Annotated in this window: 24 protein-coding genes; 7 read left to right on the forward strand and 17 right to left on the reverse strand. The window is 68.8% G+C overall.

The features are described from left to right. Positions 1 to 121 precede the first annotated feature (121 nt). The 9 genes from ACRSCF_RS26085 to ACRSCF_RS26125 form a co-directional block, all read right to left on the reverse strand. Positions 122 to 1,096 carry an NAD(P)H-dependent flavin oxidoreductase gene (locus ACRSCF_RS26085; protein ID WP_012203331.1) on the reverse strand — a complete coding sequence of 325 codons (975 nt, stop codon included), beginning with the start codon at positions 1,094 to 1,096 and terminating at the stop codon, positions 122 to 124. 7 nt (positions 1,097 to 1,103) lie between these two features. After that, complete coding sequence (locus tag ACRSCF_RS26090; protein ID WP_016450304.1) at positions 1,104 to 2,117, reverse strand: Bug family tripartite tricarboxylate transporter substrate binding protein; 1,014 nt, start codon at positions 2,115 to 2,117, stop codon at positions 1,104 to 1,106. 65 nt (positions 2,118 to 2,182) lie between these two features. Continuing rightward, positions 2,183 to 3,202 (reverse strand): Bug family tripartite tricarboxylate transporter substrate binding protein, encoded by a 1,020-nt coding sequence (locus tag ACRSCF_RS26095; protein ID WP_016450303.1) that lies wholly within the window; start codon positions 3,200 to 3,202, stop codon positions 2,183 to 2,185. A 118-nt stretch (positions 3,203 to 3,320) separates the two neighbouring features. Beyond that, positions 3,321 to 4,571 carry a CaiB/BaiF CoA transferase family protein gene (locus ACRSCF_RS26100; RefSeq protein ID WP_016450302.1) on the reverse strand — a complete coding sequence of 417 codons (1,251 nt, stop codon included), beginning with the start codon at positions 4,569 to 4,571 and terminating at the stop codon, positions 3,321 to 3,323. A 175-nt stretch (positions 4,572 to 4,746) separates the two neighbouring features. Further along, positions 4,747 to 5,547, reverse strand: coding sequence for an oxepin-CoA hydrolase, alternative type (locus ACRSCF_RS26105; protein ID WP_013804147.1), 801 nt, complete (start codon positions 5,545 to 5,547; stop codon positions 4,747 to 4,749). Between the two features lie 16 nt (positions 5,548 to 5,563). Next, the gene (locus ACRSCF_RS26110; RefSeq protein ID WP_034365021.1) at positions 5,564 to 6,700 is read right to left on the reverse strand and encodes an acyl-CoA dehydrogenase family protein; all 1,137 of its coding nucleotides are present in this window, start codon (positions 6,698 to 6,700) and stop codon (positions 5,564 to 5,566) included. Between the two features lie 20 nt (positions 6,701 to 6,720). Continuing rightward, positions 6,721 to 7,917, reverse strand: a complete 1,197-nt coding sequence (locus ACRSCF_RS26115) for an acyl-CoA dehydrogenase family protein (protein ID WP_244387470.1) — start codon at positions 7,915 to 7,917, stop codon at positions 6,721 to 6,723. Positions 7,918 to 8,083: 166 nt separating this feature from the next. After that, complete coding sequence (locus ACRSCF_RS26120; RefSeq protein ID WP_012203324.1) at positions 8,084 to 9,280, reverse strand: acetyl-CoA C-acyltransferase; 1,197 nt, start codon at positions 9,278 to 9,280, stop codon at positions 8,084 to 8,086. 172 nt (positions 9,281 to 9,452) lie between these two features. Next, the gene (locus tag ACRSCF_RS26125; protein ID WP_016450298.1) at positions 9,453 to 11,570 is read right to left on the reverse strand and encodes a 3-hydroxyacyl-CoA dehydrogenase NAD-binding domain-containing protein; all 2,118 of its coding nucleotides are present in this window, start codon (positions 11,568 to 11,570) and stop codon (positions 9,453 to 9,455) included. Between the two features lie 278 nt (positions 11,571 to 11,848). Here ACRSCF_RS26125 and ACRSCF_RS26130 point away from each other — a divergent pair, with 278 nt between their 5' ends. Then, positions 11,849 to 12,760, forward strand: coding sequence for a LysR family transcriptional regulator (locus ACRSCF_RS26130; protein ID WP_034365023.1), 912 nt, complete (start codon positions 11,849 to 11,851; stop codon positions 12,758 to 12,760). A gap of 1 nt (position 12,761) precedes the next feature. Here the strand turns inward: ACRSCF_RS26130 and ACRSCF_RS26135 are convergent, their stop codons facing one another. The 8 genes from ACRSCF_RS26135 to ACRSCF_RS26170 all read right to left on the reverse strand — a co-directional run bounded on the left by ACRSCF_RS26135 (position 12,762) and on the right by ACRSCF_RS26170 (position 18,579). Next, complete coding sequence (locus tag ACRSCF_RS26135) at positions 12,762 to 13,121, reverse strand: YXWGXW repeat-containing protein (RefSeq protein WP_034365025.1); 360 nt, start codon at positions 13,119 to 13,121, stop codon at positions 12,762 to 12,764. Positions 13,122 to 13,249: 128 nt separating this feature from the next. Beyond that, the gene (locus ACRSCF_RS26140) at positions 13,250 to 13,675 is read right to left on the reverse strand and encodes a type II toxin-antitoxin system VapC family toxin (protein WP_034365028.1); all 426 of its coding nucleotides are present in this window, start codon (positions 13,673 to 13,675) and stop codon (positions 13,250 to 13,252) included. Further along, on the reverse strand, positions 13,675 to 13,932 hold the full coding sequence (locus ACRSCF_RS26145; RefSeq protein WP_034365031.1) for a type II toxin-antitoxin system Phd/YefM family antitoxin: 258 nt from the start codon (positions 13,930 to 13,932) through the stop codon (positions 13,675 to 13,677). Before ACRSCF_RS26145 ends, ACRSCF_RS26140 begins: the two co-directional genes overlap by 1 nt. A 153-nt stretch (positions 13,933 to 14,085) precedes the next feature. Then, on the reverse strand, positions 14,086 to 14,964 hold the full coding sequence (htpX, locus tag ACRSCF_RS26150; protein WP_013804154.1) for a protease HtpX: 879 nt from the start codon (positions 14,962 to 14,964) through the stop codon (positions 14,086 to 14,088). 82 nt (positions 14,965 to 15,046) lie between these two features. Beyond that, entirely contained in the window at positions 15,047 to 15,856 is an 810-nt protein-coding gene (locus ACRSCF_RS26155; protein ID WP_034365034.1) for a DUF3025 domain-containing protein, read from the reverse strand. Beyond that, positions 15,853 to 16,761, reverse strand: coding sequence for an NYN domain-containing protein (locus ACRSCF_RS26160; RefSeq protein WP_034365037.1), 909 nt, complete (start codon positions 16,759 to 16,761; stop codon positions 15,853 to 15,855). Before ACRSCF_RS26160 ends, ACRSCF_RS26155 begins: the two co-directional genes overlap by 4 nt. Before the next feature lie 33 nt (positions 16,762 to 16,794). Then, complete coding sequence (gene pyrC, locus ACRSCF_RS26165) at positions 16,795 to 17,835, reverse strand: dihydroorotase (protein WP_034365040.1); 1,041 nt, start codon at positions 17,833 to 17,835, stop codon at positions 16,795 to 16,797. Positions 17,836 to 17,841: 6 nt separating this feature from the next. Next, on the reverse strand, positions 17,842 to 18,579 hold the full coding sequence (locus tag ACRSCF_RS26170; protein WP_016451782.1) for a Crp/Fnr family transcriptional regulator: 738 nt from the start codon (positions 18,577 to 18,579) through the stop codon (positions 17,842 to 17,844). Between the two features lie 153 nt (positions 18,580 to 18,732). Here ACRSCF_RS26170 and ACRSCF_RS26175 point away from each other — a divergent pair, with 153 nt between their 5' ends. Genes ACRSCF_RS26175 through ACRSCF_RS26200 form a run of 6 tightly spaced genes read left to right on the forward strand, consistent with a single transcriptional unit; the run spans position 18,733 to position 26,968 of the window. Continuing rightward, positions 18,733 to 19,797 carry a porin gene (locus ACRSCF_RS26175; protein WP_154835735.1) on the forward strand — a complete coding sequence of 355 codons (1,065 nt, stop codon included), beginning with the start codon at positions 18,733 to 18,735 and terminating at the stop codon, positions 19,795 to 19,797. Between the two features lie 9 nt (positions 19,798 to 19,806). Continuing rightward, positions 19,807 to 21,924 carry an acetate--CoA ligase family protein gene (locus ACRSCF_RS26180; RefSeq protein ID WP_244387472.1) on the forward strand — a complete coding sequence of 706 codons (2,118 nt, stop codon included), beginning with the start codon at positions 19,807 to 19,809 and terminating at the stop codon, positions 21,922 to 21,924. Next, a complete protein-coding gene (locus ACRSCF_RS26185; RefSeq protein WP_244387473.1) occupies positions 21,921 to 22,943 on the forward strand; it encodes a Bug family tripartite tricarboxylate transporter substrate binding protein in 1,023 nt (340 codons plus the stop codon). The genes ACRSCF_RS26180 and ACRSCF_RS26185 overlap by 4 nt, the downstream gene beginning before the upstream one ends. 25 nt (positions 22,944 to 22,968) lie before the next feature. Beyond that, complete coding sequence (locus ACRSCF_RS26190; protein ID WP_244387475.1) at positions 22,969 to 24,366, forward strand: DUF1254 domain-containing protein; 1,398 nt, start codon at positions 22,969 to 22,971, stop codon at positions 24,364 to 24,366. 8 nt (positions 24,367 to 24,374) lie between these two features. Further along, the gene (locus tag ACRSCF_RS26195) at positions 24,375 to 25,718 is read left to right on the forward strand and encodes a DUF1254 domain-containing protein (RefSeq protein ID WP_034365044.1); all 1,344 of its coding nucleotides are present in this window, start codon (positions 24,375 to 24,377) and stop codon (positions 25,716 to 25,718) included. Beyond that, positions 25,715 to 26,968: an alkyl sulfatase dimerization domain-containing protein gene (locus tag ACRSCF_RS26200; protein WP_244387477.1), complete on the forward strand. Its 1,254-nt coding sequence runs from the start codon at positions 25,715 to 25,717 to the stop codon at positions 26,966 to 26,968. The genes ACRSCF_RS26195 and ACRSCF_RS26200 overlap by 4 nt, the downstream gene beginning before the upstream one ends. The last annotated feature ends 29 nt before the right edge of the window (positions 26,969 to 26,997 follow it).

Here is a 26,997-nt window from a genome sequence, read left to right on the forward strand (position 1 = left end):
AGAAAGCTCTTTCCTGGTTTTTGAAGTACGACCTACGCAAGAAGGAACAAGGCAAGCGGCTTGCCATGGGGCGCAGCACGTTGTCGCATCCTGTTTGCGCAAGTCCTGTGAAGATGGGCGGTCAGCGGGCCAGGCCGGCCAACCGCTCGTTGATCAGTGCATGGGCCTGGTCCATGATGCCGGAGATCAGCTGCTGGACCGTGGGCACGTCGTTGATCAGGCCGGCCACCATGCCACAGGACCAGACGCCTGCGTCCATGTCGCCGTCATGCATGATGCGCGGATAGACGCCGGCCACCTCGGGCGCGATGTCGGCGAAGGTGATGGCCGCGCCCAGCTCGCGCTCCTTTTGCAGCAGGCGCTCGGTGGCCGGGTTGGTCAGCACGCGCTCGGTGTTGCGCAGCGGGCGCATGACCAGGCGCGTGTCCAGCTCGCTGGCCGCGACGATGGCCTGCTTGACGTTGTCGTGCACGGGCGCTTCCTGGGTGGCGATGAAGCGCGTGCCCATGTTGATGCCCTCGGCGCCCAGCGCCAGCGCAGCCACCAGCGAGCGGCCGTCGGCCATGCCGCCCGAGGCGACGAAGGGAATCTTCAGTTCTTCGGCCGCGCGCGGCAGCAGGATGAAATTGGGGATGTCGTCCTCGCCCGGATGGCCGCCGCATTCGAAGCCGTCCACGCTGATGGCGTCGCAGCCGATGGCCTCGGCCTTGAGCGCATGGCGCACCGAGGTGCACTTGTGGATGACCTTGATGCCGGCTTCCTTGAGCGCGGGCAGCCATTTCTGCGGGTTGTTGCCCGCCGTCTCCACGACCTTGACGCCGCCTTCGATGATGGCCTTGACGTAGCCCGGGTAGTCGGGCGGGTTGACCGAGGGCAGGAAGGTCAGGTTGACGCCGAAGGGCTTGTCCGTCATCTCGCGGCAGCGCGCGATCTCGCGCGCCAGCAGCTCGGGCGTGCGCTGGGTCAGGCCCGTGATCAGCCCCAGGCCGCCCGCGTTGGAGACGGCGGCGGCCAGCTCGGCCAGGCCCACATGGTGCATGCCCCCCTGGATGATGGGATGCTCGATGCCAAAGAGTTCGGTGATGCGTGTCTTCATGTCGTTGTCACTCCACTGCAATGCCCTTGTCGCGGATCAGCTGGCCCCAGCGCGTGTAGTCCTGCTGGATGCGCTGGCCCAGCTGGGCGGGGTTCTGGTAGGCGGCGATGGCGCCTGCGTTGAGCAGCTTTTCCTGGATGTCCTTGTCGGCCAGGATCTGCTGCACTTCGCTGGCGATGCGGTCGACCACGGCCTTGGGGCTACCCTTGGGCGCCAGCAGGCCGCCCCAGGAGACGGCGTCGTAGCCCTTGATGCCCTGCTCGGCAATGGTCTTGGTGTCGGGCAGCATGGCCACGCGCTGGGGCGATCCCACGGCGATGGCGCGCAGCTTGCCGGCCTGGATGTGGGGCAGCGCGGCCACGAGGTCGGCATACATGATGGGCACCTGGCCGCCGATGGTGTCGGTGATGGCGGGCACGCCGCCCTTGTAGGGCACGTGCTGCATGTCGAAGCCGGCCATCTGCTTGAGCAGCTCCATGCTCAGGTGGCCGAAGCTGCCGGCGCCCGAGCTGGTGTAGTTGAGCGCGACCTTCTGCGCCTTGGCGTGGGCGATCAGGCTCTTGAGGTCGGTGACGTCGGGCAGCAGCGTGGGGTTGACCACGATGACGATGGGCAGGTCATAGACCGTGGCCACGGGCGTGAAGTCCTTGACGGTGTCGTAGCCGGCCTTCTTGTACAGGTGCGGCGCCAGCAGCGTGGGCGTGGCCAGCATCATCAGCGTGTAGCCGTCGGCCGGGCTCTTGGCGACCTGCACGGCCGCGATGGAGCCGGAGGCGCCAGGGCGGTTTTCCACCACCACGGTCTGCTTGAGGCGCTCGCCCAGCTTCTGGCCCACGATGCGCGATGCCGTGTCGGTGGGGCCGCCCGCCGGGAAGGGAACGACCAGCCGCAGCATCTTGCTGGGCCAGCCGGTCTCGGCCAGGGCGCCGCCGGCCAGGCCGGCCAGCAGCGGGGCTGCGGCCAGGGCCAGAACGCTGCGCCGCGTGGGGCGTGCCGGGGATGCGGGATTGCGCGTGTACATGAAGTCTCCTCTCAAAGCTGTCTCAGCAGTCGTCGGTGGCGGCCCGCTGCCGCGGGCCGGAAAAATCAATCAAGCTTTGCGCCAGCTTCCTCCACCAGCGCCTTCCAGATGGGCATGTCGCGCTGGTAGTTCTCGCGGAAGGCCTGCGGGCTGTTCATCAGCGGCATGAAGCCTGCGCCCACGGTGCGCTCCAGCACCTTGGGGTCCTTGGCGATTTCGCGCAGGTGGCCGTAGAGCTGGTCCACGATCTCCTTGGGCACGCCGGCCGGCGCGCCCATGGCCACCCAGCCGTAGATGGCGTAGGCGTCGTCGGTGACGCCCTGTTCATGGATGGTGGGCAGCTTGGGCAGGATTTCCATGCGCTCCTTGCCGGTGACGCCGATGGCCTTGAGCTTGCCCGAGTCGATGAAGGGCTTGGTGTTGAGCGCGCTGGAAAAGCACATCTGCAGCTGGCCGCCGATCAGCTCCTGGATCATGGGCGCCTCGCCCTTGTAGGCGGCGTGGGTCATGTCGGCGTCCATGGTCTTGCTCATGTAGGCACCGGCCAGGTGGGCATACGAGCCCACGCCCCAGGAGCCGTACGAGAGCTTGCCCTTGTTGGCCTTCACGTAGGCCAGCAGTTCCTTCATGTTGTTGGCCGGCACCGAGGGATGGACCACCAGGGTGACGGGCGCCGCCGCGATCTGGGTGACCAGGGCGATGTCCTTTTGCGGGTTGTAGGGCAGCTTGGTGTAGAGGAACTGGTTGATCAGCATGGAGGTGCTGAGCGAGACCAGCAGGGTGTGGCCGTCGGCGGGCGCCTTGACCACGGCGTCCGTGCCCAGGATGCCGGCCGCGCCCGCGCGGTTGTCGATGACCACGGGCTGGCCCACGCGCCTGGCCAGGGCCTCGCCGATGGTGCGCGCAATGATGTCGGTGGCGCCGCCCGCGTTGAAGGGCACGACCACGCGGATGGGCTTGGTGGGCCACGCTGCCGGCTTGCCGGCCTGTGCGAGGGCGCTGGTGGCGCCCGTGGCCAGCAGGCTGGTGCCGCCGATGGCGGCCAGCCCTTGAAGAATGTCGCGGCGTGTGACTTGGTTGCTCATGGCTTTGTCTCCTGGGTGTTGCTGTCTATGGGTGCCGTCTTGGTGCGGCATGCAAACCTGGCGGGTCGGGAGCCGGGCATCAATGGCCCCCGTGGAATCAGTCGCGTGATCGGTCCTCTTATCCCTGTTGCGCGGGGGTCTCGGGCAGGGTCAGCACGCCCTTGGACTGCAGCTGCTGCAGCTGCTCGTCGCTCATGCTCAGCAGCCGGTGCAGCACCTCGCGCGTGCCCTCGCCCAGCGTGGGCGGTGCATGGCGTATGGGCAGGCGCTGGCCGTCCAGGCGGTAGGGCGGCGCGAACACGGGCGTGGTGCCGACCACGGGGTGGGGCATGTCACGCAGCAGGCCGCCACGGCGCGTGCGCTCGCTGGTCAGGGCCTCGTGCAGGCCGGCCACGCGGCCGCAGGGGATGCCGGCGGCCGTCAGGCGCTCCAGCAGCAGATCGCGCGGGAAGGAGCGGATCAGTTCCTTGAGCATGGGGCCCAGCTCCAGGCGGTTCTTGGCGCGGTTGACGTTGGTGGAGAAACGCTCGTCCTCGACGATGTCGGGGCGCATCACCACCTGGCGGCAGAACTTGTCGAACTGGGCGTTGTTGCCCACGGCGATGATCAGCGGGCCGTCGGCCGCCTCGTACATGCCGTAGGGAACGATGGAGGGGTGGGCATTGCCGTAGCGCTCGGGGTCATGGCCCAGCTGCATGGCGTCCAGGCCGTAGTAGCCGGTGATCATGATGCCGCTGTCGTACAGCGCCATCTCGATGAGGCGGCCCTTGCCCGTGCGCTCGCGGCGGAACAGCGCGGCCAGGATGGCCTGGGCCGCGTACATGCCGGTCATGAGATCGACCACGGCCACGCCGAACTTGAGCGGCGGCGTGCCGGCCTCGCCGTTGAGCGCCATGAGGCCGGCCTCGCCCTGGATGACCAGGTCGTAGCCGGGGCGCTTGGCCTCGGGGCCGCTGCTGTCATAGCCGGCCACGGCGCAGTAGATGATGCCGGGCTTGATGGCCTTGAGCTGTTCGTAGCCCAGGCCCAGCTTCTCGGCGCCGCCGGTCTTGAAGTTGTGGATGACCACGTCGAACTGGGGCAGCAGGTCGTGGACGATCTTCACGCCCTCGGGGGTCTGCAGGTCCAGCGTGATGGACCGCTTGTTGCGGTTCATGCTGTTGTAGTAGGTGGTCTCGGTCTTGCCGATGCGCAGGCCCCAGTCGCGCGTGTCGTCGCCGCGGCCCGGGTGCTCGACCTTGACCACTTCGGCGCCGAAGTCGGCCAGCACCATGCCGCACAGCGGCCCCGCGAACACGCGCGAGAGGTCGAGCACGCGCACACCCTCCAGCGGGAAGTCGATGTCGCCCGATTTTTCCTTGCTTGCCATCTTGTCTCCTTGAGATTCCTCTATTCAACAACGTCCATACGGCTCATAACCCTTGCAACTGGCGTGGCCCAAACCCGGGGCGCCTAGCAAGGGCCGCCCCGCAGCGAGGGCGCCGTCCCCCTCCCGCGTAGCGAGAGAGGGGGAAGCGGCGCAGCCGCTCAGGGGGTGCTTCATTTCAGCCGCGCAGCTTGGTGAAGTCGGCAGCGCGCTTTTCGAGGAAGGCGCCAATGCCTTCGCGCGATTCCTCGCTCTCCTGCGAGCGCACCATGTACTGCGCCTCCAGCTCCAGCTGCTCTTCCAGCGTGTTGCGCGGCGCCTGGCGGCACAGGTCCTTGATCAGGGCCATGGCCTGGTCGGGGCCGGTGGCCACCTGGGCGGCCAGCGCCACGGCGTCGGCCTGGGCCTGGCCCGGTTCGGACAGGCGGTTGACGGGGCCCAGGGCATGCAGGCGCTCGCCGCTGATGCGCTCGCCGGTCAGGCACAGCTCGGTCAGCACCTGGCGCGAGACGAACTCGGCCAGGAAGGCGGTGGCGCCGCCATCGGGCGTGAGGCCGACCTTGACGTAGGCGACCGAGAACACGGCGTTCTTCGCCGCCACCAGCATGTCGCAGGCCAGGGCCAGCGACAGGCCCGCGCCGGCCGCCGCGCCTTCGACGGCGGCGATCACGGGCTTGGGAAAGTCGCGCACGCTGCGGATCAGGTCATGCAGGCCTTCGAGCTTGGCGCGTCGCTCCTGCACCGGCAGCTCGCGGCGCTTGGCCAGCTGGCGCAGGTCGCCGCCCGCGCAGAAGTGGCCGCCCTCGCCCGTGAGCACCACGGCGCCCACGGTGGGGTCGGTCGCCGCGCTCTTGAGCGCCGCCGAGACGGCCGCGTAGAACTCGGGCGACAGCGCATTGCGCGCGGCCACGTTGTTGTTGGACAGCACCAGCACGGCGCCTTCGCGGCGGGTCAGCAGGACTTGGTTCGCTTCGGTCATGGCGGCTTTCCTTGGCTCAGTGTTGCGAGCCGAGTGCGATGTAACGCGACAGATGGTGGTCCTCGTCGCCGAACTGGTGGTCGATCATGACCAGGCGCTTGGCGTAGTGGGCCAGGGGCAGCTCCCAGGTCATGCCGATGCCGCCATGCATCTGGATGCTTTCCTCGGCCACCAGGGTGCCGATGCGGCCGATGCTGTACTTGGCGGCCGACAGGGCCTTCTCGCGCGCCACGCGGTCTTCGTCCGCAATGGCGGCGGCCGCGTTGATCACGGCCGAGCGCGCCTGCTCCACTTCCAGCAGCAGGTCGGCCATGCGGTGCTGCAGGGCCTGGAAGCTGCCGATGGGCACGCCGAACTGCTTGCGCGTGCGCAGGTACTCCAGCGTCTGGTCCTTGGCCACGTCCATGGCGCCCACGGCCTCGGCGGTCAGCGCCAGCACGGCGTAGCCGCTGATACGTTCCAGCAGGGACAGGCCCCGGCCTTCTTCGCCCAGCAGGGCGTCTGCGCCGACCTGCACCTTGTCCAGCACCAGCTCGGCCGCGCGGCCGCCCTCGATGCGGTTGTAGCCGCGCTTTTGGATGCCTGCGGCATTGCCGGGGACCAGGAACAGGCTGATGCCGGCCTCGTCGTACTGGCTGCCCGAGGTGCGGGCCGAGACCAGCAGCAGGTCGGCCTTCTCGCCGAAGGCGACCACGCCCTTGGCGCCGTTCAGCACCCAGCCGTCGCTGCTGCGCACGGCCGTGGTGGCGACGTTGTTGAGCTCGTAGTGGCTGCCGGGCTCGTCATGGGCCAGGGCCGCGATGGACGTGCCGCCGATGATGGCTGCCAGCTGTTCCTTTTGCGCATCGCTGCCGGCCGCGATCAGGGCCTGGCCCACGACCAGGGCGCCCAGCAGCGGCTCGGCCACCAGGCCGCGGCCCAGGCATTCGAAGACCACGCTGATGTCGAAGCCCTGGCCGCCGAAGCCGCCAGCGTCTTCCGGGAACAGCGCGCCGATGGCGCCGATGTCCGCGAACTGCCCGTACAGCAGCGGGCTGTGGCCTTCCTCGCCATAGGCGACGTGGTTGCGCGCCTCGATGGCGTACTGCTCGGAGACGAAGCGGTTGAGGCTGTCCGCCAGCATGCGGCGGTCTTCGGTGTGTTCGAAGTTCATGTTCCGTTTTCCTTGCCGGATCAGAGGCCGAGGATCATCTTGGAGATGATGTTCTTCTGGATTTCGTTGGAGCCGCCGAAGATCGACAGCTTGCGGTAGTTGAAGTACGCGGCGGCGGCCGTGGCGGCAGCCGCGTCGCCGATGGCGGGCTGGTCGTAGCCGGCCTGCAGGGCCTCTTCGATGAAGGGCGCGGCGTAGGGTCCCATGGCGCGGCGCACCAGGGACAGGATTTCCTGGCGGATCTCGGTGCCGCGGATCTTGAGCATGGAGCTTTCGGCGCCCGGCACGCCGCCGCCGGCCACGGCGGCGATCACGCGCAGGTTGGTGGTCTTCATGTTCTCCAGGTCGATCTCGACCTTGGCCAGGCGGGCCGCGAACAGCGGGTCCTGCGTCAGCGGCTTGCCGTTGCGCAGCATGCGGCCGGAGACGGCCTTGAGCTTTTCCAGGCCGGCCACCGAGAAGCCCACGCCCGCGATGTTGGTGCGCTCGTAGGTCAGCAGGTACTTGGCGTAGGTCCAGCCCTTGTTCTCTTCGCCGACCAGGTTCTCCACGGGCACCCTGACGTCGGTGAAGAAGACTTCGTTGACCTCGTGCTCGCCGTCCAGCGTGATGATGGGGCGCACTTCCACGCCGGGCGAGTTCATGTCCACCAGCAGGAAGCTGATGCCCTGCTGCGCCTTGGCCTCGCGGTTGGTGCGCACCAGGCAGAAGATCATGTTGGCGTGCTGGCCCAGCGTGGTCCAGGTCTTCTGGCCGTTGACGATGTAGTGATCGCCATCGCGCACGGCCGACGTCTTGACCGAGGCCAGGTCCGAGCCCGAACCCGGCTCCGAATAGCCCTGGCACCACCAGTCGGCGCCATTGAGGATGCGCGGCAGCCAGTGGGCCTTCTGCGCCTCGTTGCCGTACTTGATCAGGACGGGGCCCAGCATGCTCAGCCCGAAGGGCACGATGCGCGGCGTGCCCGCCAGCGCGCATTCATGCTCGAAGATGAATTTCTGCACCGCGCTCCAGCCCGGGCCGCCGTGCTGCTCGGGCCAGTGGTTGGCCAGCCAGCCGCGCTCGTTGAGGATGGCGTGCCAGCGCTCCATGTCCTGCTTGGTCAGCTGCAGGCCGTTCTTGACCTTGTGCGACAGGTCCTCGGGCAGCTTGTCCTTGAGGAAGCCGCGAACCTCGTCGCGGAAGGCCAGTTCTTCAGTCGTAAATTGCAAATCCATTGCTATTCCCCAGTAATCCGTGGCGTTGTAAGCCGTTTGCAGCCCTGAAATTGGCGTGCCCTAAGCGAGGGACGCCGAGCAAGGGCCGCCCCGCAGCAAGGGCGTCGTTCCCCTCCCGCGAAGCGAGAGAGGGGGAAGCGGCGCCAGCCGCTCAGGGGGTGCTTATTCAATAAATTTCGAACAGGCCTGCGGCGCCCATGCCACCAGCGATGCACATGGTGACCACGCCCCACTTGACTGACGCGTCCCGGGCCTTGCGGCGCCGGCCTTCCAGCAGGATGTGGCCCGCCAGGCGCGCACCCGTCATGCCGAAGGGATGGCCGATGGAGATGGCGCCGCCGTTGACGTTCAGGCGCTCGTTGGGAATGCCCAGCTTGCGCTGGCAGTACAGGGCCTGTGAGGCGAAGGCCTCGTTGAGTTCCCACAGGTCGATGTCCTCGACCTTGAGGCCGTGGCGCGCCAGCAGCTTGGGGACCGCGAAGACGGGGCCGATGCCCATTTCGTCAGGCTCGCAGCCGGCCACGGCAAAGCCGCGGAAGGCGCCCAGCGGGGACAGGCCCAGGCGCTCGGCCTGCCTGGCCTCCATCAACACGCAGGCCGACGATCCATCGGACAGCTGCGAGGCATTGCCAGCCGTGATGAACTGGTCCGGGCCCTTGACGGGTTCCAGCTTGGCCAGGCCTTCCAACGTGGTGGAGGCGCGGTTGCAGTTGTCCTTGGTGGCGACCACGTCGCGGTAGGTGATCTCGCCCGTGTCCTTGTTCTTCTCGGCCATGCGCGTGGCGCAGGCAATGATTTCGTCCTTGAACAGGTCGGCGGCCTGGGCGGCGGCCGTGCGCTGCTGGCTTTGCAGCGAGAAGGCGTCCTGGTCCTCGCGGCTGATGCCGTAGCGGCGCGCCACGATGTCGGCCGTGTCGATCATGGCCATGTACAGCGCGGGCTTGTGCTCGACCAGCCAGGGGTCCATGTCGGTGGGCAGGTTGTTGCCGGGACGGATGCCCGAGATGGTCTCGATGCCGCCGGCCAGCATGGCGTCCACGCCCTCAGCCACGATGCGGCCCGCCGCGATGGCGATGGACTGCAGGCCCGAGGCGCAAAAGCGCGTGATGGTCGTGCCCGCGATGGACAGGGGCAGCTCGGCGCGCAGCACGGTCTGGCGGCCCAGGTTGCGACCCTGGAAGCCGTCGGGGTTGCCGCAGCCCAGGATCAGGTCCTCGATCATGGCCGGGTCGATGCCCGAGCGCTCGACCGCGGCCTTGACCGAGAAGGCCGCCAATTGGGCGGCGGGCGTGACGTTGAACTCGCCGCGGTGCGACTTGGTCAGGGGCGTGCGGGCAGTGGAAACGATGACGGCTTCGCGCATGGTCGGTCCTTGCTTGTCTCTTGGGAATTTCTATTACTTGTTGCCGGCGCGGCCCAGTCGGGGACACCGAGGAAGGGCCTACGCCGGCCGCGCCACCCCACACCGAGGGTGTCGTCCCCCTCCCGCGTAGCGAGAGAGGGGGAAGCCGCGCAGCGGCTCAGGGGGTGATCAGTTACGCTGCCTTGTTCAGGCTTTCGAAATCGCGGCCTTCTGCCACGAGCTTTTCGAGCAGGGGAGCGGGCTTCCAGAACAGCGCGTCTTCCTTGGCGAATTCGCGGATGTCGGCCAGCACCTTGTCCAGACCTTGCATGTCGGCCCACTTCATGGGGCCGCCACGAAAGCGCGGGAAGCCGTAGCCGGACAGGAAGGTCACGTCCACATCCAGCGGGCGCAGGGCAATGCCCTCCTCCACCACCTTGGCGCCTTCGTTGACCATGGCGGCCATGTAGCGGCGCATGATTTCCTCAGGGGTGAACTTGCGCGGCGTCACGCCCTTCTTGGCGCGCTCGGCATCGACGATGGCCAGCACTTCGGGGTCGGGCTGGCCGACGCGCGCGCCCTGCGGGTAGAGGTAGAAGCCACGGCCCGTCTTCTGGCCGAACCAGCCGCGCTCGCAGACGCGGTCGGCCACTTCGACGTAGCGGGCCTTGGGATCGCGCGTGGCAGCGCGCCGCTTGCGCGTGGCCCAGCCGATGTCGCCGCCGGCCAGGTCGGTGACCTGGAACGGGCCCATCGGGTAGCCGAAGCCGCGCACGGCCTCGTCGATCTCGTAGGGGCTGGCGCCGTCTTCCATGATGTAGTCGGCAGCCTGCTTGTAGACGGCCAGGATGCGGTTGCCGATGAAGCCGTCGCAGACGCCGGCACGCACGGGCACCTTCTTCATGCGCTTGGCCAGCTCGAAGGCCGTGGTCACCACATCGGGCGCCACCTTGGCGGGCACCACGATCTCCAGCAGCTTCATGATGTTGGCGGGGCTGAAGAAGTGCAGGCCGATCACGTCCTGCGGGCGCGAGGTGGCAGCGGCAATGGCGTCGATGTCCAGGTAGGAGGTGTTGGTGGCCAGCACGGCGCCCGGCTTGCAGACGCGGTCCAGTTCCTTGAACACGGCCTTCTTGACCTCGAGGTCCTCGAACACGGCCTCGATCACCAGGTCCACATCCTTGATGTCGTCATAGGAGGTGCTGGGCGTGTAGCGCGCCATGACGGCGGCCTTGGCCTCCTCGGTCATGCGGCCCTTGGCGATCAGGCCGTTGTAGACCTTCTCCACATTGGCCTGGCCGCGCGCGATGGACTCGGCGTCGCGCTCGATCATGGTCACGGTGAGGCCCGCGTCCAGCGCGGACACCGTGATGCCGGCGCCCATGGTGCCGCCGCCGATGACGGCGATCTTGGCAAAGTGGCGCGGCGCGGCAGCCTTGGCCTCGGGAATCTTGGCGGTTTCGCGCTCGGCGAAGAAGGCGTGGATCAGGCCGGCGCGCTGCGGGCTGTTCAGGCACTCCACGAACAGGGCGCGCTCCTTGGCGATGCCTTCGTCGAAGGGCAGCTCCACGGCGGCGCGCACGCATTCCACGATCTTCAGCGGCGAGAACAGGCCACGGCTCTTCTTGGCGGTGTCGGCGGCCAGTGCGTCGAGTTCGGCCAGCGCGGCGGCCTTGTCGGCAATCTCGATGTCACGCGTGCGGCGCGGCGCAGTATTGGTTGCCAGCAGCTCGTTGGCGTAGGCCAGGCCTGCGGCCGTGGCGTCGGTGCCGTCCACCAGCTTGTCCACCAGGCCGGCGGCCAGCGCGGCCTTGGCCGACAGGTGCTTGCCGCTGAGCATGAGGTCGGCGGCCGCCTTCACGCCCATCAGGCGCGGTGCGCGCTGCGTGCCGCCGGCGCCGGGCAGCAGGCCCAGGTTGACTTCGGGCAGGCCGAGCTTGGCAGCCGGCAAAGCCAGGCGGTAGTGGGCCGACATGGCCACTTCCAGGCCGCCGCCCAGGGCCGGGCCATGGATGGCGGCGACCACGATCTTGTCGGAGGCTTCGAGACGATTGAGCACCTCGGGCAGCGAGGGCGGCATGGCGGGCTTGCCGAATTCGCGGATGTCTGCTCCGGCGATGAAGGCCTTGCCCTCACCCACGATGAGCACGGCCTTGACGGCGGCATCCGATTCGGCCTGCTCCACGGCGGCCAGCAGGCCGGCGCGCACGGCCTGGCCCAGGGCATTCACGGGGGGGTTGTTGATGCTGACCACCAGCACGGCGCCGTCAAGGCGGGTCTGGACCACGGAAGCCTGGGCTTGTTCGCTCATCTGCATGTCTCCGAACTTGGGTTTTCCACTCAAAACATCCATTCTTGCTACGACAATGGTTCTTTACAATCCCATGAATGATTGACAGACTGTAAAAACGTATTTGACAACCCCCTGAGCGGCTTACGCCGCTTCCCCCTCTCTACCCGCTTCGCGGGGGAGGGGGACGACACCCTCGGTGCGGGACGGCCCTTCCTCGGTGTCCCTCGCTTTGGGTTGCGCCAGTTTTATGCCCTCTGCTCTTGCGCTCGATCTCGCTGTTTTGCTTGGTGAACTGAATGGATCTGAACTCGCTGACCCTGCTGGTGGAAATCATCGATAGCGGCAATCTGAGCCAGGCGGCGCGCAAGCTGAAGATGACGCGGGCCAATGTGAGCTATCACCTGACGCAGCTCGAAAAATCGGTGGGGGTGCAGCTGGTGCGGCGCACCACGCGGCGCGTGGAGCCGACCGAGGTGGGGATGCGGATGTACGAGCATGGCCGCGCGATCCAGAACGAGATGATGTCGGCGCGCGAGACGATCACGTCGCTGGGCCAGGGGATGGCAGGGCGCGTGGGGCTGAGCGTGCCCAGCGGCTATGGACAGATCGTGATGAGCGACTGGCTGATCGAGTTCAAGCGGCTGTATCCGGCCATCGTGCTGGATGTGCTGTTCGAGAACCGGGCCGACCATTTGCGCGACGAGGTGGACATCGCCATCCGCGTGATCCAGGAGCCGCCGCTGTCGGTGATTGCGCGCAGCCTGGGCAATGTGCACTACGTGGCCTGCGCCTCACGCGAGTATGCGCAGCAGCACGGCCTGCCCAGCACGCTGTACGAGCTGCGCAACAGCCCGCTGATCACGGCCGGCGTGATGGGCCGCCAGCTGCGCCTGTCGGCCTACCAGGGAACGGACCGCCAGGAGGTGCTGCTGGCGCCGACCATGATCTCCGAGCACTTCCCCTTCCTGCGCCAGGGCGTTCTGGCGGGCCTGGGCGTGGGCCTGGTGCCCGACTACGTGGTGCAGGACAAGGTGGCCAGCGGCGAGGTGGTGCTGACCCTGCAGGAGTACCGCCTGAGCATCTTCGGCACCCACATGTACCTGCTGTACCTGCCCGACCGCCACCAGACCCGGGCCGTGCGCACCTGCATCGACTTCCTGCTGGCCAAGGCCGGCCAGGGTGGCAGCGCCGACGCCGCCGCCACCTGACTCAGCGGCGATACCAGCCGCCGGGACGCTGGTACCAGCCGTGCGGCCCATGGTCCCAGCGGTGCGGGCGCCAGGCATAGCCGGGATGCGGCGGCGCCGCCCAATAACCAGGACGCCAGGCATAACGGCCGCCACCCCAGCCCCAGGAGCCGCCGATCCAGACATGGACCGGCGAGGGAGCGACCGGAATGACCTCGGTCTGCACCGGCGGCGGCGCCATGGGCGCATAGACCACCTCGCCCGAAGGACCTACGGGATAGGCAGGCGCCACCACGCAGCCGGTCAATGCCACCGCGGCGGCAGCCAGGACCAGGGCCGGAACCAGGCGACGGCCCGGCGTTTGAATGAATACAGGCTTCACGATGCACTCCTGGCCGCGCTTAGTACGGCCATGCAGATACAACGAAAAAGCCCCTGCCGGTTGTTGACAGGGGCTTGTGAAGCCTGGGTAAAGATCAAGTCTGGCTGTACGTGGGGTTGAGACGGGCCCTACATCCAAGGGTTCAAGACGCGCACTCCATGAACTTGGAACGGCTCGAAGTCCTTGATGTTGCGGGTGACCACGCACAAGCCATGCACCTTCGCCGTGGCCGCGATCAGGCTGTCGGCCAGCGGCCGCGGCGCAGGCACGTGGTAGGCCGCGTTTTCCATGGCCACCATCGCATCCACTGGCAGCACACGTCCCTGAAAGGCTGTGAACACGCGTTCCACCAGCCAGCGGCGCAGCACCTGCCCGGCAGCCGGGTCTTGCCGGGCTTTCAACTGCACGCCTTTCTCCAGCTCCATCAGCGTGATCGCGCTGATGAAAAGGGACTCGGCCGCGACCGATTGCGCCCAGGCCACAACGCCATCGTTCGCGCGGCCCGACGATGCCTTGCGCAGTTCGGAAACGATGTTGGAGTCCAACAGATACATCAGGACAGGTCCACTGTGCGCGGCAAATCCTTCGCGCGCTCAATGTCGAAATCGATATCGGCGGCCTCGGGCATGGCCAGCAATTGAAGAATGTTCCGAGTCTGCCCCGACAGTTCACGGAATTTCTCAATGCTCATCAGCACGTGGGCAGGCTGCCCCCGGTCCAGGATGTAGACCACGTCATCACCACTGGCCGCTTTCTTGGCAGCGGAAACATGCTGGTTGAATTCACGGCTGCTGAAGGTCGAAATCTGCATGACGCACCTCCGTCAAAGAAAATGCTTGTACGTTACTACATTCGCAAAAATGGAGTACCGGACAAGCATTTCTGATGGGGCTTCGGGAAGCGGAGCCCAGTCAATGACCGGGCCCCACTGGACAGGCTCCAGCGTGTCGAACCTGATCCTGAATCAGAGGTTCTGCGCGTTTTGCAGCGCGGCAATGCGCTCTTCGATCGGCGGGTGGGTCGAGAACAGCTTGCCGATGCCACCGGCAATGCCCATGGCGGCCACGCTCTTGGGCAGCTCGCCGGGGTGCATGCCGCCCAGGCGGGCCAGGGCGTTCATCATGGGCTGCTTGCGGCCCATGAGCTGGGCGGCACCCGCGTCGGCGCGGAATTCGCGCTGGCGCGAGAACCAGGCCACGATGATGGCGGCCAGGAAGCCCAGCACGATGTCCAGCACGATGGTGGTCACGTAGTAGCCGATGCCGGGGCCCGAGCTGCTTTCGTCGTTCTTGCGCAGGAAGCTGTCCACGGCATAGCCGATGACGCGCGACAGGAAGACCACGAAGGTGTTCATCACGCCCTGGATCAGGGTCATGGTCACCATGTCGCCATTGGCGATGTGGGCGACCTCGTGGCCGATCACGGCCTCCACCTCTTCGCGCGTCATGCCTTCCAGCAGGCCCGTGGACACGGCCACCAGGGCCGAGTTCTTGAAGGCGCCGGTGGCGAAGGCATTGGGCTCGCCCTCGTAGATGCCGACTTCGGGCATGCCGATGCCGGCACGGTCGGCGAAGCCGCGCACGGTGTTGACGATCCAGGCCTCATCGGCGTTGCGCGGCTCGTTGATCACGTGCACGCCCGAGCTCCACTTGGCCAGCGGCTTGGAGATCAGCAGCGAGATGATGGCGCCGCCAAAGCCCATGATGAAGGCGAAGCCCAGCAGGGCCCCGAGGTTCAGGCCATTGGAGGTCAGGAAGCGGTTGACGCCCAGCAGGCTGGCGACGATGCCCAGCACCACCACGACGGCGACGTTGGTCAATAGAAAAAGTGCGATGCGTTTCATCAGTGGGTTCTCCACAAAGTGGGGAAAGGGGGAAGAATCTGGGCCCTGCAGCGTTGAAAAGTGAGGGCCGCACCGGCTGTTTTCAAGCCGGGTCCTGCGCCGTTGTCATTCCTTGTTGTGATGCTTGTACGGAACGGGGCGCCCGGAACACGAGAGAGTCATCATAGAAGGAAAAGTTCTCGTTTTCGCGCCACCAGCCGGGCACGCCCAGCACCGGCAAGGGCGCAAAAGGCTTGCACGCCAGGGTGTCGACCTCCAGCCAGATGCTGCCGGCCAGCCAGGCGTCGATGTCCACCGTGGCGGGGCCTGCCGTGGCGCCTGCACCATCCGTGTGCACGCACAGCACATGGGCCGTGATGGGCTTGCGCGGCTGCACCAGCTTTTCCAGCAGCGCATGGCCTATGGGCAGCAGCCTGGCCTGGCGCCATAGTGCGCGCTGCTCCACGAAGAGCTGGTGCCAGCGCCGGTGGCGCAGCGCCTCGCACAGCGCGGCCGGCGCCAGCAGCAGGGCGCCGTTCTCGTCCAGCACGGTGACGGCATCGCGCAGCGGCCCGCGCTGCGCGCCCACGCCCGCCTGGGCAATGGCGCCGGCCTGCAGGGCATTGCAGCGCTGCTTGAGCGCGGGCCAGCGCAGCCAGATCAGGCCGTTGAAGAAGTCATGCAGGTTGTCGCGCGTGGGGATGCAGCGCGTCTCGAAGATGAATTGCTCGTAGGCCATGCCTTCGGGCAGATCGTGCTGGGGCACAAAGCGCCAGGGCAGCGCCTGTGCGTCGGCCAGTGACTGCAAGGCCTGCCAGACCGGCCGGCCCTGCGCCACCCGCTGGCAGGCCGCCCTGCCCTGCGTTTGCAGCCCTTGCAGCCAGGGCGCATTCCAGTCGATGGGAAACGTCAATTGCCGGACGGCCTGGACTGCGCCTTGGCCAGGCGCTTGTCGCGCACGGCCACGCGCGAGGTGCCTTCGTCGCGCATCTCGAAGGCCTGCGTGGCCGCCAGCAGCTTGGTGAGCGTGGCATAGCCGTAGTTGCGCGCATCGAACGAGGCCTTGTTGCCGATCTGCGCGCCCACGGCGCCCACATGGGCCCAGCCGCTTTCGTCCTGCGTGGCGTTGACGGCGCTGCGCAGCATGTTCAACAGGCGCGTGTCCTGGCGCAGCTCCTGCGAAGGAACGCGCAGGCAGGGGCGCTGCGGCTCGGGAACGGACAAGGAGGCAGGTGCCTGCTCGGCCTGGGCCGGCGCGCGTTCCTTGCCGGCACCGTTGGGCGGCTGGGGCTCGGCGGCGGCCGATGCAGCCACGGGCGGCACCGCCGCCTGGCTTGCCTCATGCGCGGCGTCCTGGCCATTGCCGTTGGCGGGCGCCGCCTCGCCCAGCGCTTCCAGGTACAGGAAGCGCGAGCAGGCATTGACGAAGGGTTGGGGTGTCTGCGCCATGCCGAAGCCGTAGACGGCCGCGCCCTTGGAGCGCAGGTGCATCACCAGCGGGGTGAAGTCGGCGTCGGAGGAGACGATGCCGAAGGCGTCGGGCCGCTCGGTGTAGAGCAGTTCCATGGCGTCCACGGTCATCGCCATGTCGGTGGCGTTCTTGTGCTTGGAGTAGTCGAACTGCTGCATGGGCCGCAGTGCGAAATCCAGCAGCTTGCGCTGCCAGCCGCTGAGCGAATGCTTGGTCCAGTTGCCGTAGGCGCGGCGGATGTCGATGACGCCGAAGGTCGACAGCTCGGTCAGGATCTCGTCGATCATCTCGGCCGGCGCGTTGTCGGCGTCGATCAGCAGGGCGATGCGCGGTTGCGGCTCAGGCATGGCAATCCTCTGGCGGGTGGCAGTCCCGCCAGCTTAAACCAGCTTCCAGGGCAGGGCTTCGCCGGAGCGCAGCGGCTTCAGTTGCGCCTCGCCGAAGGCGAAGCTGTCCGGCGGCGTCCAGCTCTCGCGCACCAGGGTGATCTTGCCGGTGTTGCGCGGCAGGCTGTAGAAGTCCGGGCCGTTGAAGCTGGCGAAGGCTTCGAGCTTGTCCAGCGCGCCGGCATTGTCGAAGGCCTCGGCATACATCTCGATGGCGGCATGGGCGCTGTAGCAGCCCGCGCAGCCCGTGGCGTGTTCCTTGAGATGGGCCGCGTGCGGCGCGCTGTCCGTGCCCAGGAAGAACTTGGGCAGGCCGCTGGTGGCCGCCTCCACCAGTGCCAGGCGGTGCGTCTCGCGCTTGAGCACGGGCAGGCAGTAGTAGTGGGGACGGATGCCGCCCGTAAAGATGGCATTGCGGTTGAACAGCAGATGCTGGGGCGTGATGGTGGCGCCCACGAAGCGGTCGGCCTCGGTCACGTACTGGGCGGCTTCGCGCGTGGTGATGTGCTCGAAGACGATCTTGAGTTCGGGGAAGTCGCGGCGCAGCGGGATCAGGTGCTGGTCGATGAATGCGGCCTCGCGGTCGAACAGGTCGATGTCGCTGCTGGTGACTTCGCCGTGCACCAGCAGCAGCAGGCCTTCGCGCTGCATGGCTTGCAGCGTGGGGTAGATCTTGCGCAGGTCGGTGACGCCGTGGTCGCTGTTGGTGGTGGCGCCAGCCGGGTAGAGCTTGCAGGCCACGACGCCGGCCGCCTTGGCGCGCACGATTTCCTCGGGCGGCAGGTTGTCGGTGAGGTACAGCGTCATCAGCGGCTCGAAGGCCATGCCCTCGGGCACGGCCGAGAGGATGCGCTGCTTGTACTCCAGCGCCTGCTCGGCAGTGGTCACCGGCGGCTTGAGGTTGGGCATGATGATGGCGCGCGCAAACTGCGCGGCCGTATGCGGCACCACGCTGCGCATGGCTTCGCCATCGCGCACGTGCAGGTGCCAGTCATCGGGACGGGTGATCGTGAGGGTGTCGGTGGAGGCGGTCATGGTGCGCTATTGTCCCATTGCCGGGCCGGCTGCGGCCGCGCGCCCCAGGCCGGCAAGATCGACCAGCGTCAGCCGCCCATAGGCGGCCTGCAGCAGGCCGCGCTGCTCCAGCAGGCGCAGCTCCTTGTTGATGGTCTGGCGCGAGACCGACAGCATGGCGGCCAGGTCGCTCTGCGAGATGCGCAGCACCACGCCCTGCCCGTCGGGCGCGGGCTGTCCATGCGTGGGGGCCAGCCGCGCCAGCAGCTCGGCCACGCGGTTGTCGATGTTGCTGAAGGCGTGGCGCTGCTGGACGACGATCAGCTCGTGCATGCGCGCCAGCACCAACAGGCAGATGTCCTTCCACAGCAGCGGATGGGCATCGAGCAGGGCCAGGAAAGACTCGCCGGGGATCTCCACCAGCACGGTGGGCTGGTGCGCGTGGTAGTCGTAGACGAATTGCGTGTGCTCCAGCAGCCGCGCCAGGCCGACGATGTCGCCCGCGCTGTGCATGGACAGCACGAAGCGCGAGCCCGTGGCGTCCACGCCGCCCACTTCCACGCAGCCCGAAGCCACCACCAGCACCTCGCGCCGCTTGGGGTCGGCGGCGCGCACCTGCTGGTGGCGCTCGTAGCGGCCCAGGCGGGACAGCGCCGTCAGCTCATCGAGCACCTCGGGCGGCCAGTTGCGCAGCATGCGGCACAGGCCCAGGGCGCGGCGGATCAGCGCCGAAGGGTCGGCCACGGGAGCAGGCTTGGAGCGCATGGTTCTCTCACGATGTCGAAGGCCCCGGGTTAGTCCGGTGCCCATGTACCGCCATTTGTCAATGGCTTGACAGAGTGCATCCCCTGTCGCTCGGGATAGTAGCAAGCAAGCCACCGGGCAAAGCATCCGGGGCGCTACCAAGGAGACAAGTTCGTGAAGCACAAGCATTGGCTGGCCGCCGGCGGCATGGCGGCCCTGGGAACGTCCGCGTGGGCCCAGGGCAGCGTGGAGATGTTCGGCATCGTCGACGTCCACATCAACAGCGCAAGGTCGGGCGCCACGCGCCTGAGCCGGCTGGAGGACGGGGGCAGCGCGGCATCGCGCATCGGCTTTCGCGGCAGCGAGGACCTGGGCGGCGGCCTGCGTGCCCAGTTCATGCTGGAGGCCGGCGTGGCGCCGGACACGGGCCTGGGCACCATTCCCGGCCCAGGCCTGGCCTTCACGCGCCAGGCCTGGGTGGGGCTGAACAGCGGCTGGGGCGCCGTGGAGATGGGCCGCATGTACACGCCCATGTTCGGCGCGCTGTTCCGGGCCGATCCGCTGGGCATGAACGCGCTGTTTTCCTCGCTGAACCTGGTGTCGGCCACCGATGCCCAGGCCGGCCTGCGGCCGTTTGCGGCGCGGGCCAACAACCTGGTGCGCTACCGCACGCCGGCAGGCCAGCCCTGGCTGGCGGACCTGGCCTATTCCTTCGGCGAAGCGGCTTCGCCGAACAGCAGCAACGGCCGCCTCTACGGCGCCACGCTGGGCTGGAACCAGAAGCCCTGGTTCCTGGCCTACAGCTTCCAGAAGTCCGTGGAAGGCAGCGCCGCCGCACCCGTGGCCGCGCCCGCCACCAGCCAGTACCAGGCGTTGTCGGCCAGCTGGGAAGCCCTGAATGGGCTGCGCCTGACGGGCAACTACGTCATCAACCGCGTGGACCGTGCAGGCACACCCAAGGCGAGGCTGGCCCAGCTGGGCGCCGATTGGAGCGTGGATGCGCGCTCCAAGCTGCTGGTCTCGGTGGCGCGGCGCGAGGTGGGCGGCACGGACCGCGCCCAGAACACCTGGACGCTGGGCTACGACTACGCGCTGAGCAAGCGCACCGTGCTCTACGCGCGCTGGCTGCAGCTGGGCAACGCGGCCAATGCCTCGGCCGCCATTGCCAACGTGCCGGTGGCCGCCCACAGCGGCGACGGCGTGCGGTCCCTGGCGCTGGGCGTGCGCCACAACTTCTGAGGGACATCCATGACCGACAGCCATTGCTTCGACACTTCCCGGCTCGACGCGCTGTTCGCGCCGCGCTCCATCGCCGTGGTCGGCGCCTCGGACCAGGCCAGCAAGATCGGCGGCATTCCGCTGGACTACCTGCTGCGCTTCGGCTACGGCGGCGCGCTGTATGCGGTGAACCCGCGCGCCAGCCGCGTGCAGGGCCTGCCCGCGCACGAGCGGCTGGCCGCCATCGGCGCGCCGGTGGACCTGGCCATCGTCGCCGTGCCGCAGTCGCAGGTGGCCGGCGTGCTGGAGGATGCGGCCGCCGCGCGCGTGCAGTCCATGGTGCTGTTTTCCTCGGGCTATGCCGAGACCGGCTCCGAAGGCACGGCCGCCCAGCAGGCGCTGGCGCGGCGCGCGCAGGAGGCGGGCATACGCCTCATCGGCCCGAACTGCCTGGGCTTCATGCGCCCCGGCCACCAGGTCTACGCCACGTTCTCGCCCGCGCCGGGCGGCGGCCTGGTGCGGCCCGGGCGCATCGGCATGGTCAGCCAGTCGGGCGCCTTCGGGGCCTATGCCTACAGCCTGGCGCGCGAGCGCGGGCTGGGCCTGTCGCTGTGGGCCACCACGGGCAACGAGGCCGATGTGCAGCTGGCCGATGGCTTGGCCTGGCTGGCCCAGGACCCCGAGACCGACGTGATCATGGCCTACATGGAAGGCTGCCGCGACGGCCCCCGGCTGCGCGCGGCCCTGGCCCTGGCGCAGGAGCGTGGCAAGCCCGTGGTCATGTGCAAGGTGGGCACCAGCGCCCTGGGCGCGGCCGCCGCCGCATCGCACACCGCCTCGCTGGCGGGCAACGATGCCGTCTATGACGCGGTGTTCCGCCGCTACGGCGTGCTGCGCGCGCATTCCATCACGGACTTCTTCGCGCTGGCGGCCAGTGCCTCCATCGCGCGGGCTCCCAAGGGGCGGTCCATCGGACTGTTCACGGTCTCGGGCGGCGTGGGCGCCATGATGGCCGACGACGCCAGCGCAGCCGGCCTGGACGTGGCACCGCTGTCCGATGCGGCCCAGCGCCAGCTGCGCGAATGGGTGCCGTTTGCCGCGCCGCGCAACCCCGTGGACATCACGGGCCAGGTCACCAACGACATGACGCTGTTGGAGCGCAGTGCCCGCCTGATGCTGGCCGACCGGCAGTTCGACAGCTGGCTGGGCTTCTTCGCGGCAGGCGGCCTGTCCGACGCCTTCTGGCCCGTGCTGCAAAGCCTGGTGCAGACGCTGCGCACCCACCATCCGGACACCCTGCTGGCCGTCAGCACGCTGTGCCCGCCCGAGCGCCGCGATGCGCTGGAGGCGCTGGGCTGCCTGGTGTTTGCCGACCCGGGCGCGGCCATACGCTGCATTGGCGCGCTGGCCCGCCTGCATGAAACACCGCAGGCTCTGCCCGCGATGGCCGATGCAGGCAGCGCACTGCACCTGCCGGCGGGCACGCTGTCGGAGCAGCGCAGCATGGCCCTGCTGGCCGAGGCCGGCGTGCCCGTGGTGCCGCACCGGCTGGTGCGCACGGCGGCCGAGGCAGCGCAGGCCGCGCAGGAGATGGGCGGACGCATTGCCCTCAAGGTCTGCAGCGATGCCATCGCCCACAAGTCCGACGTGGGCGGCGTGGCACTGAACCTGGCGGATGCGGCCGGCGCCCAGGCCGCCTTCGACCGCATCCTGGCCAATGCGCGCCAGGCCCGGCCCGATGCGCACATCGACGGCGCGCTGGCCGCCCCCATGGTGCAGGGCGGCGTGGAGTGCATCGCCGGCGTGCACCGCGACCCGGTGTTCGGCCCGGTGCTGATGTTCGGGCTGGGCGGCATCCATGCCGAGATCCTGCGCGATGTCTCGCTGCGCCTGCTGCCCATCGCGCGCGACGACGCGCTGGCCATGGTGCGCGAGCTGCGGGCCTTTGCCGTGCTGGACGGCGCGCGCGGCCGCCCCCGCGTGGACCTGGACAGCATTGCCGACACGCTGTGCGCCTTGGCTGGCTTTGCGCAGCGCGCAGGCGCCACGCTGGAAAGCGCCGAGATCAACCCCCTGATCGCCCGCCCGCGCGAGGACGGCGGCTGCGTGGCCGTCGATGCGCTGGTCATCGGCAGGGAGGCTGCATGAAAGCCAATGCCCATTCCATCTCCCACCCGGAGGCCACCATGAACACACCCCTGCTGCGCACCGCCGCGCTGACCTGCCTTGCCCTGGCCTGCAGCGCCGCGCTGGCCCAGGACGGCTATCCCGCCCGGCCCGTGCGCATCGTCGTGCAATACCAGGCCGGCGGCTCCACCGACACCGTGGCGCGCATCCTGGCCGAGGGCCTGGCCAAGCGCCTGGGCCAGCCCGTGGTGGTGGACAACCGCAGCGGCGCGGGCGGCATCATCGGCACCGAGCATGTGGCCAAGAGCGTGCCCGACGGCCACACCCTGCTGCTGACCGTGCCCGGGCCCATCACGGCCAACCTGGTGCTCTACAAGAAGCTGCCCTACGACCCGCGCACCGAGCTGCGCATGGTCTCGGACGTGGTCTCGCCCTCCATGGTGATGGCCGTCAACCCGGCCGTGCCGGCCAGGGACTTCAAGGGCCTGGTCGAGGCCGTGCGCCAGTCGCCGGGCAAGTACGCCATGGGTTCCTGGGGGGCGGGCACGCAGCCGCACCAGGTCCAGGTCTTCATGGACAAGGCCTACGGCCTGCAGTCGCTGCACGTGGCCTACAAGGGCGAGGGGCCCATGTCCATCGACCTGATCAGCGGCGTGATCCAGATGACGCTGGGCTCGGCCGCCACGCTCAAGCCCTTCATCGACGCCGGCAAGCTGCGCGCCCTGGCCGTGGCCGGACCGCGCCGCAGCAAGGCCCTGCCCGATGTGCCCACCTTTGCCGAGCAGGGCTACCGCGAGCCCGTGTATGCCATCACGGGATCGATCTCGCTGATGGCGCCCGCACGCACGCCCGATGCCATCGTCGAACGCCTGGGCCGCGAGGTCGCCGCCGTGATGCGCGAGCCCCAGGTGCGCCAGCGTGTCGAGGCGCTGGGCCTGGAGGCCCAGGGCAACAGCCCGGCCGAGGCCAGCGCCGCCTACGCCGCCTTTTTGCCCGTGGCGCTGGACCTGGCGCGCTCCACGGGCGTGACCCTCGACTGACCCCCCTCCTGCCCTGAAGAAAACAATGGACATGAACCCGACCCCTCCCTCCCTGCCCGAAGTCCGCCGCGCCCTGGCGCGCTCCATCGGCCTGGCCGCCTTTGTCTACGGCTATCCGCTGATAGAGACCTACCGCACCTGCCGCCTGCAGACCGATGCCGGCGCCGCGCGCGCTAACGGTCTGAGTGTGGGCCTGGGCCTGGACATGCGCGGCGACTTCGACACGCTGCACCACAGCCAGCGCCCCTCCACCCATGAGGACCGCGACGTGGTCACGCCCGCCAACGACCTGCTGTACTCGCTGGCCTGGATCCACCTGGCCGACGGCCCGCGCCTGCTGACCGTGCCCTCCAGCGCCGCGCATCCGGGCCGCTATTTCGTGCTGGCCCTGTACGACGCCTATACCGAGAATTTCGAGAACCTGGGACCGCGCAACTGCCCGCCCGAAGGCGAGACCGTGGTCCTGGTCGGGCCGGGCGGCCAGGTGCCGGAGCATCTGGCCGGCCACCGTCTGGTGCACTGCCCCAGCAACCTGGTCTGGCTGATCGGCCGCACCGTGGTGGGCGATGCGCCCGACTGGCCTGCAGCCCGCGCACTGCAGGCCGACATCCGGCTGGAGCCCGCGCCGGGCACGCCGAAAGGAGGCCGCCCGGCCGCCGTCACGAACTGGGTCGGCCCGCCCGTGGACGCCATGGCGGCCGCCTTCGAGAACCAGGAGCCTGCGGCCGAGGTTGCGCCGCGCTTTTTCACCAACCTCTGCCATGCGCTGGCCGAGGCGCCCGGACGCAAGGAGGACCAGGGACTGCTGGCCTGGTTCGGCCAGGCCGGCCTGGTGGCCAGCGCCCACATGGCGTGGGAGCAGCTGGAGGAGCCCTTGCGCGAAGGCCTGACCGAGGGCTTTGCCGACGGCGTGCGCACCGTGGCCGCCATGGGGCGCAACCGCCGTCCCCGGCCCTGGACCATGACGCCGTCCACCGGCCGCTACGGCAGCGAGTACCTGGGCCGCGCACGCACCGCCTACCTGGGCCTGGGCGCGCTGGCCACCAGCGAGGCCATCTACGCCGCCGCCCACCACGACGCAGGCCTGCAGCCGCTGGACGGCAGCCAGCGCTATGTGCTGCGCTTCAATGCCGCCGACATGCCACCGGCCGACGCCTTCTGGTCCGTCACGCTGTACGACGCCGACCGCTTTCTCTACGGCAACGAGATCGGCCGCCACTCCATCGGCGACCGCACGCCGGGCTTGCTGCGCGAGGCCGACGGCAGCCTGCAGATCGACCTGGGCCATGCCCGGCCGGCACAGGGCGCCGCCAACTGGCTGCCCACGCCGCACGGGCGCTTCTACCTCATCCTGCGCATGTACCACCCGCAGGCAGGCGCGCACCAATGGCCTGTTCCGCCCCTGCAGCCCGTGGCCGCATGAGACACGCCATGGACCTGAGCACCCTGGCCGAGGAGGCCGTCATCCACACCTGCCCGCTGTACGAGATGCGCCGCATGCGTGCGGCCACCTCGCCCCGGCGCAATGCGGCCGGCGAGGCCGCGCCCGCACCGCTGCGCTGGTGCAACCAGTTCGTGCATGCGCGCCAGCTGCTGCGCGCCGGCACCAGCCGCGTGGTCACGCCCAACAACGACACGCTCTACACCAACGCCTGGCTGGACCTGGGCGCCGGGCCGCTGGTGATCGACGTGCCCGACACGGCGGGCCGCTACTACGTGCTGGGCCTGCTGGACTTCTTCACCAACCCCTTCGCCCACCTGGGCCAGCGCCTGACGGGCACGGCTGCGCGCTCCTTCCTTGTCACGCCGCCCGGCTGGCAGGGGGCGCTGCCGCCACCGTTCGATGCGCCCGGCGCACACATTGCCGCGCCCACGCCCTGGCTGTGGGTGATAGGCCGCATCCTGGTCGATGGCGAGCACGACCTGCCCGCCGTGCACGCGCTGCAGGACGGCTTTGCGGTGCGCCCGCTGGCAGACTGGCAGGCGGGCACGCCCTCGCAGGCCCGTGCCTTCGACCCGGACTGCGATCCCCAGGCCCCGCCAAATGCCGAGCACTATGCAGCCCAGGTGAATGCCGCCTTGCGCGACAACCCGCCGCCAGCAGGGCATGCCGCACGGGTCGCGCGCTTTGCGGCCGTGGGCCTGGGCGCCGGGCTGGGCGCACCCGATGCGCAACAGCAAGCCGCACTGCAGCGCGCCCTGGACAGCGTGCTGCCCCGGCTGCGCGCGGCCAGCACGGGCCGGCGCCTGGACTCGGGCTGGGAACTCCCCGCCCTGGTCGAAGGCGGTTTTGGCGACGACTTCCAGGCCCGCGCCGAAATTGCGCTCAAGTACATCGGCATGCTGGAAAGCCGCGAGGCCATCTACCCCCTGGCCTGGCATGACGCCCAGGGCCGGCCCCTGCATGGCAGCCGCCGCTACCGGCTGCGCTTTGCCCCAGGCGCGCTGCCGCCCGTGCAGGCCTTCTGGTCCCTGACCCTCTACGGCGCCCACGACTGCATGCTGGTGGACAACCCCATCGACCGCTATGCCATCGGCGACCGCACGCCGGGCCTGCGCCCCGACGCTGATGGCGATGGCGATGGCGATGGCGATGGTGGGTTGACTATCCACATCAGCCACGCGCCACCGGCCAGCGAAGACCACCGCGCCAACTGGCTGCCCGCGCCGCGCGAAGGCTTTTACCTGTGCCTGCGCGCCTACATGCCACGGCCCGAACTGCTGGACGGCCGCTACGCCCTGCCCCCCATCGAACCAGACCCGGAGACCCCATGAACGCCAGAGACGACGACAAGCCCTTCTTGCTGGTGGGCACCGGCAGCGAAACCGTGGCGCCGGGCCTGCACATACTGCGCGGCCAGGGCCAGTCCTTCGTGGCCGAGACCGACGCGGGCCTGGTGGTGATCGACGCCGGCCCCGGCGGCAAGGTCAGCCAGGACATGATCGCCAGCCTGCGCCAGCTCAGCGACGCGCCCGTGCATGCGCTGTGCTACAGCCACGGCCACATCGGCTACAACGCGGGCGTGCCCGCCTGGCTGGAGCATGCGGCCGCGCGCGGAGAGCCCGTGCCGCGCCTCATCGCGCACCGCAACCTGCCGCGCCGCCAGGCTCGCTACCGCGAGACCCGGGCGCTGCAGCACCGCATGGCCGAGATCCAGTTCAACCGCAGCGCGGGCTTTTTCGAGCACCGGCTGGACATGCACGAGCCCACCGAAACCTTCGACACGCGGCTGGAGATAGGCAGCGGGGACGGCCGCATCGAGCTGTTCTGGGCGCCGTCCGAGACCGACGACGCCATCGCGCTGTGGAGCCCCGGCCAGCGCGTGCTGTACGGCGGCGCGGCGCTGCTGGACTCCATCCCCAACATCGGCACGCCCTTTCGCACGCTGCGCGACACCGTGCGCTGGGCCGACACGCTGCAGGCCATGGCCGCGCTGCGCCCGCTCAAGGCCGTGCGCGAGTTCGGTCCCGTGATCGAGGGCGAGCAGGCCGTGCAGCAGGTGCTGCTGCACACCGCACAGGCGCTGCGCTGGCTGCGCGCCGAAGTCGTGCGCCTGATGAACGAGGGCCTGAACGAGCAGCAGGTGCTCGCGGCCATGGACTATCCGCAGGAACTGTTCGGCGTGGAGTGGATGAAGCCCACCTATGGCGACCCCAGCTACATCGTGCGCGACATCTACCGTTCGGAAAACGGCTGGTGGGACCGCAACCCGACCACGCTGCACCCGGCCCCGCCCGAGGCCGCAGGCGCCGCCATCGCCGATGCCATCACCGACAAGCCCGGCCTGGTGGCCAGCGCCCAGGCGCTGGCCGACGCGGGCCAGTGGCAGCTGGCCCTGCATGTGATCGACGTGCTGGCCACCGCGGCCGGCGACGCGCCCGAGATCGGCCAGGCCCGCAGCCTCAAGGCCGCCTGGCTGCGCGAGCGTGCGCGCGAGGTGGACAGCTATGTCTCGCGCAACCTCTACCGCGTGGGGGCCGACATGATCGAGCAGGGCACGCAGGCGCGCCTGGGGCTGCGCTGACGGGGCCGCGCACAGGCAAGGCGACACAC

Source organism: Delftia sp. 11MD (assembly GCF_050907895.1).
GTDB classification, from domain to species: domain Bacteria; phylum Pseudomonadota; class Gammaproteobacteria; order Burkholderiales; family Burkholderiaceae_C; genus Comamonas; species Comamonas tsuruhatensis.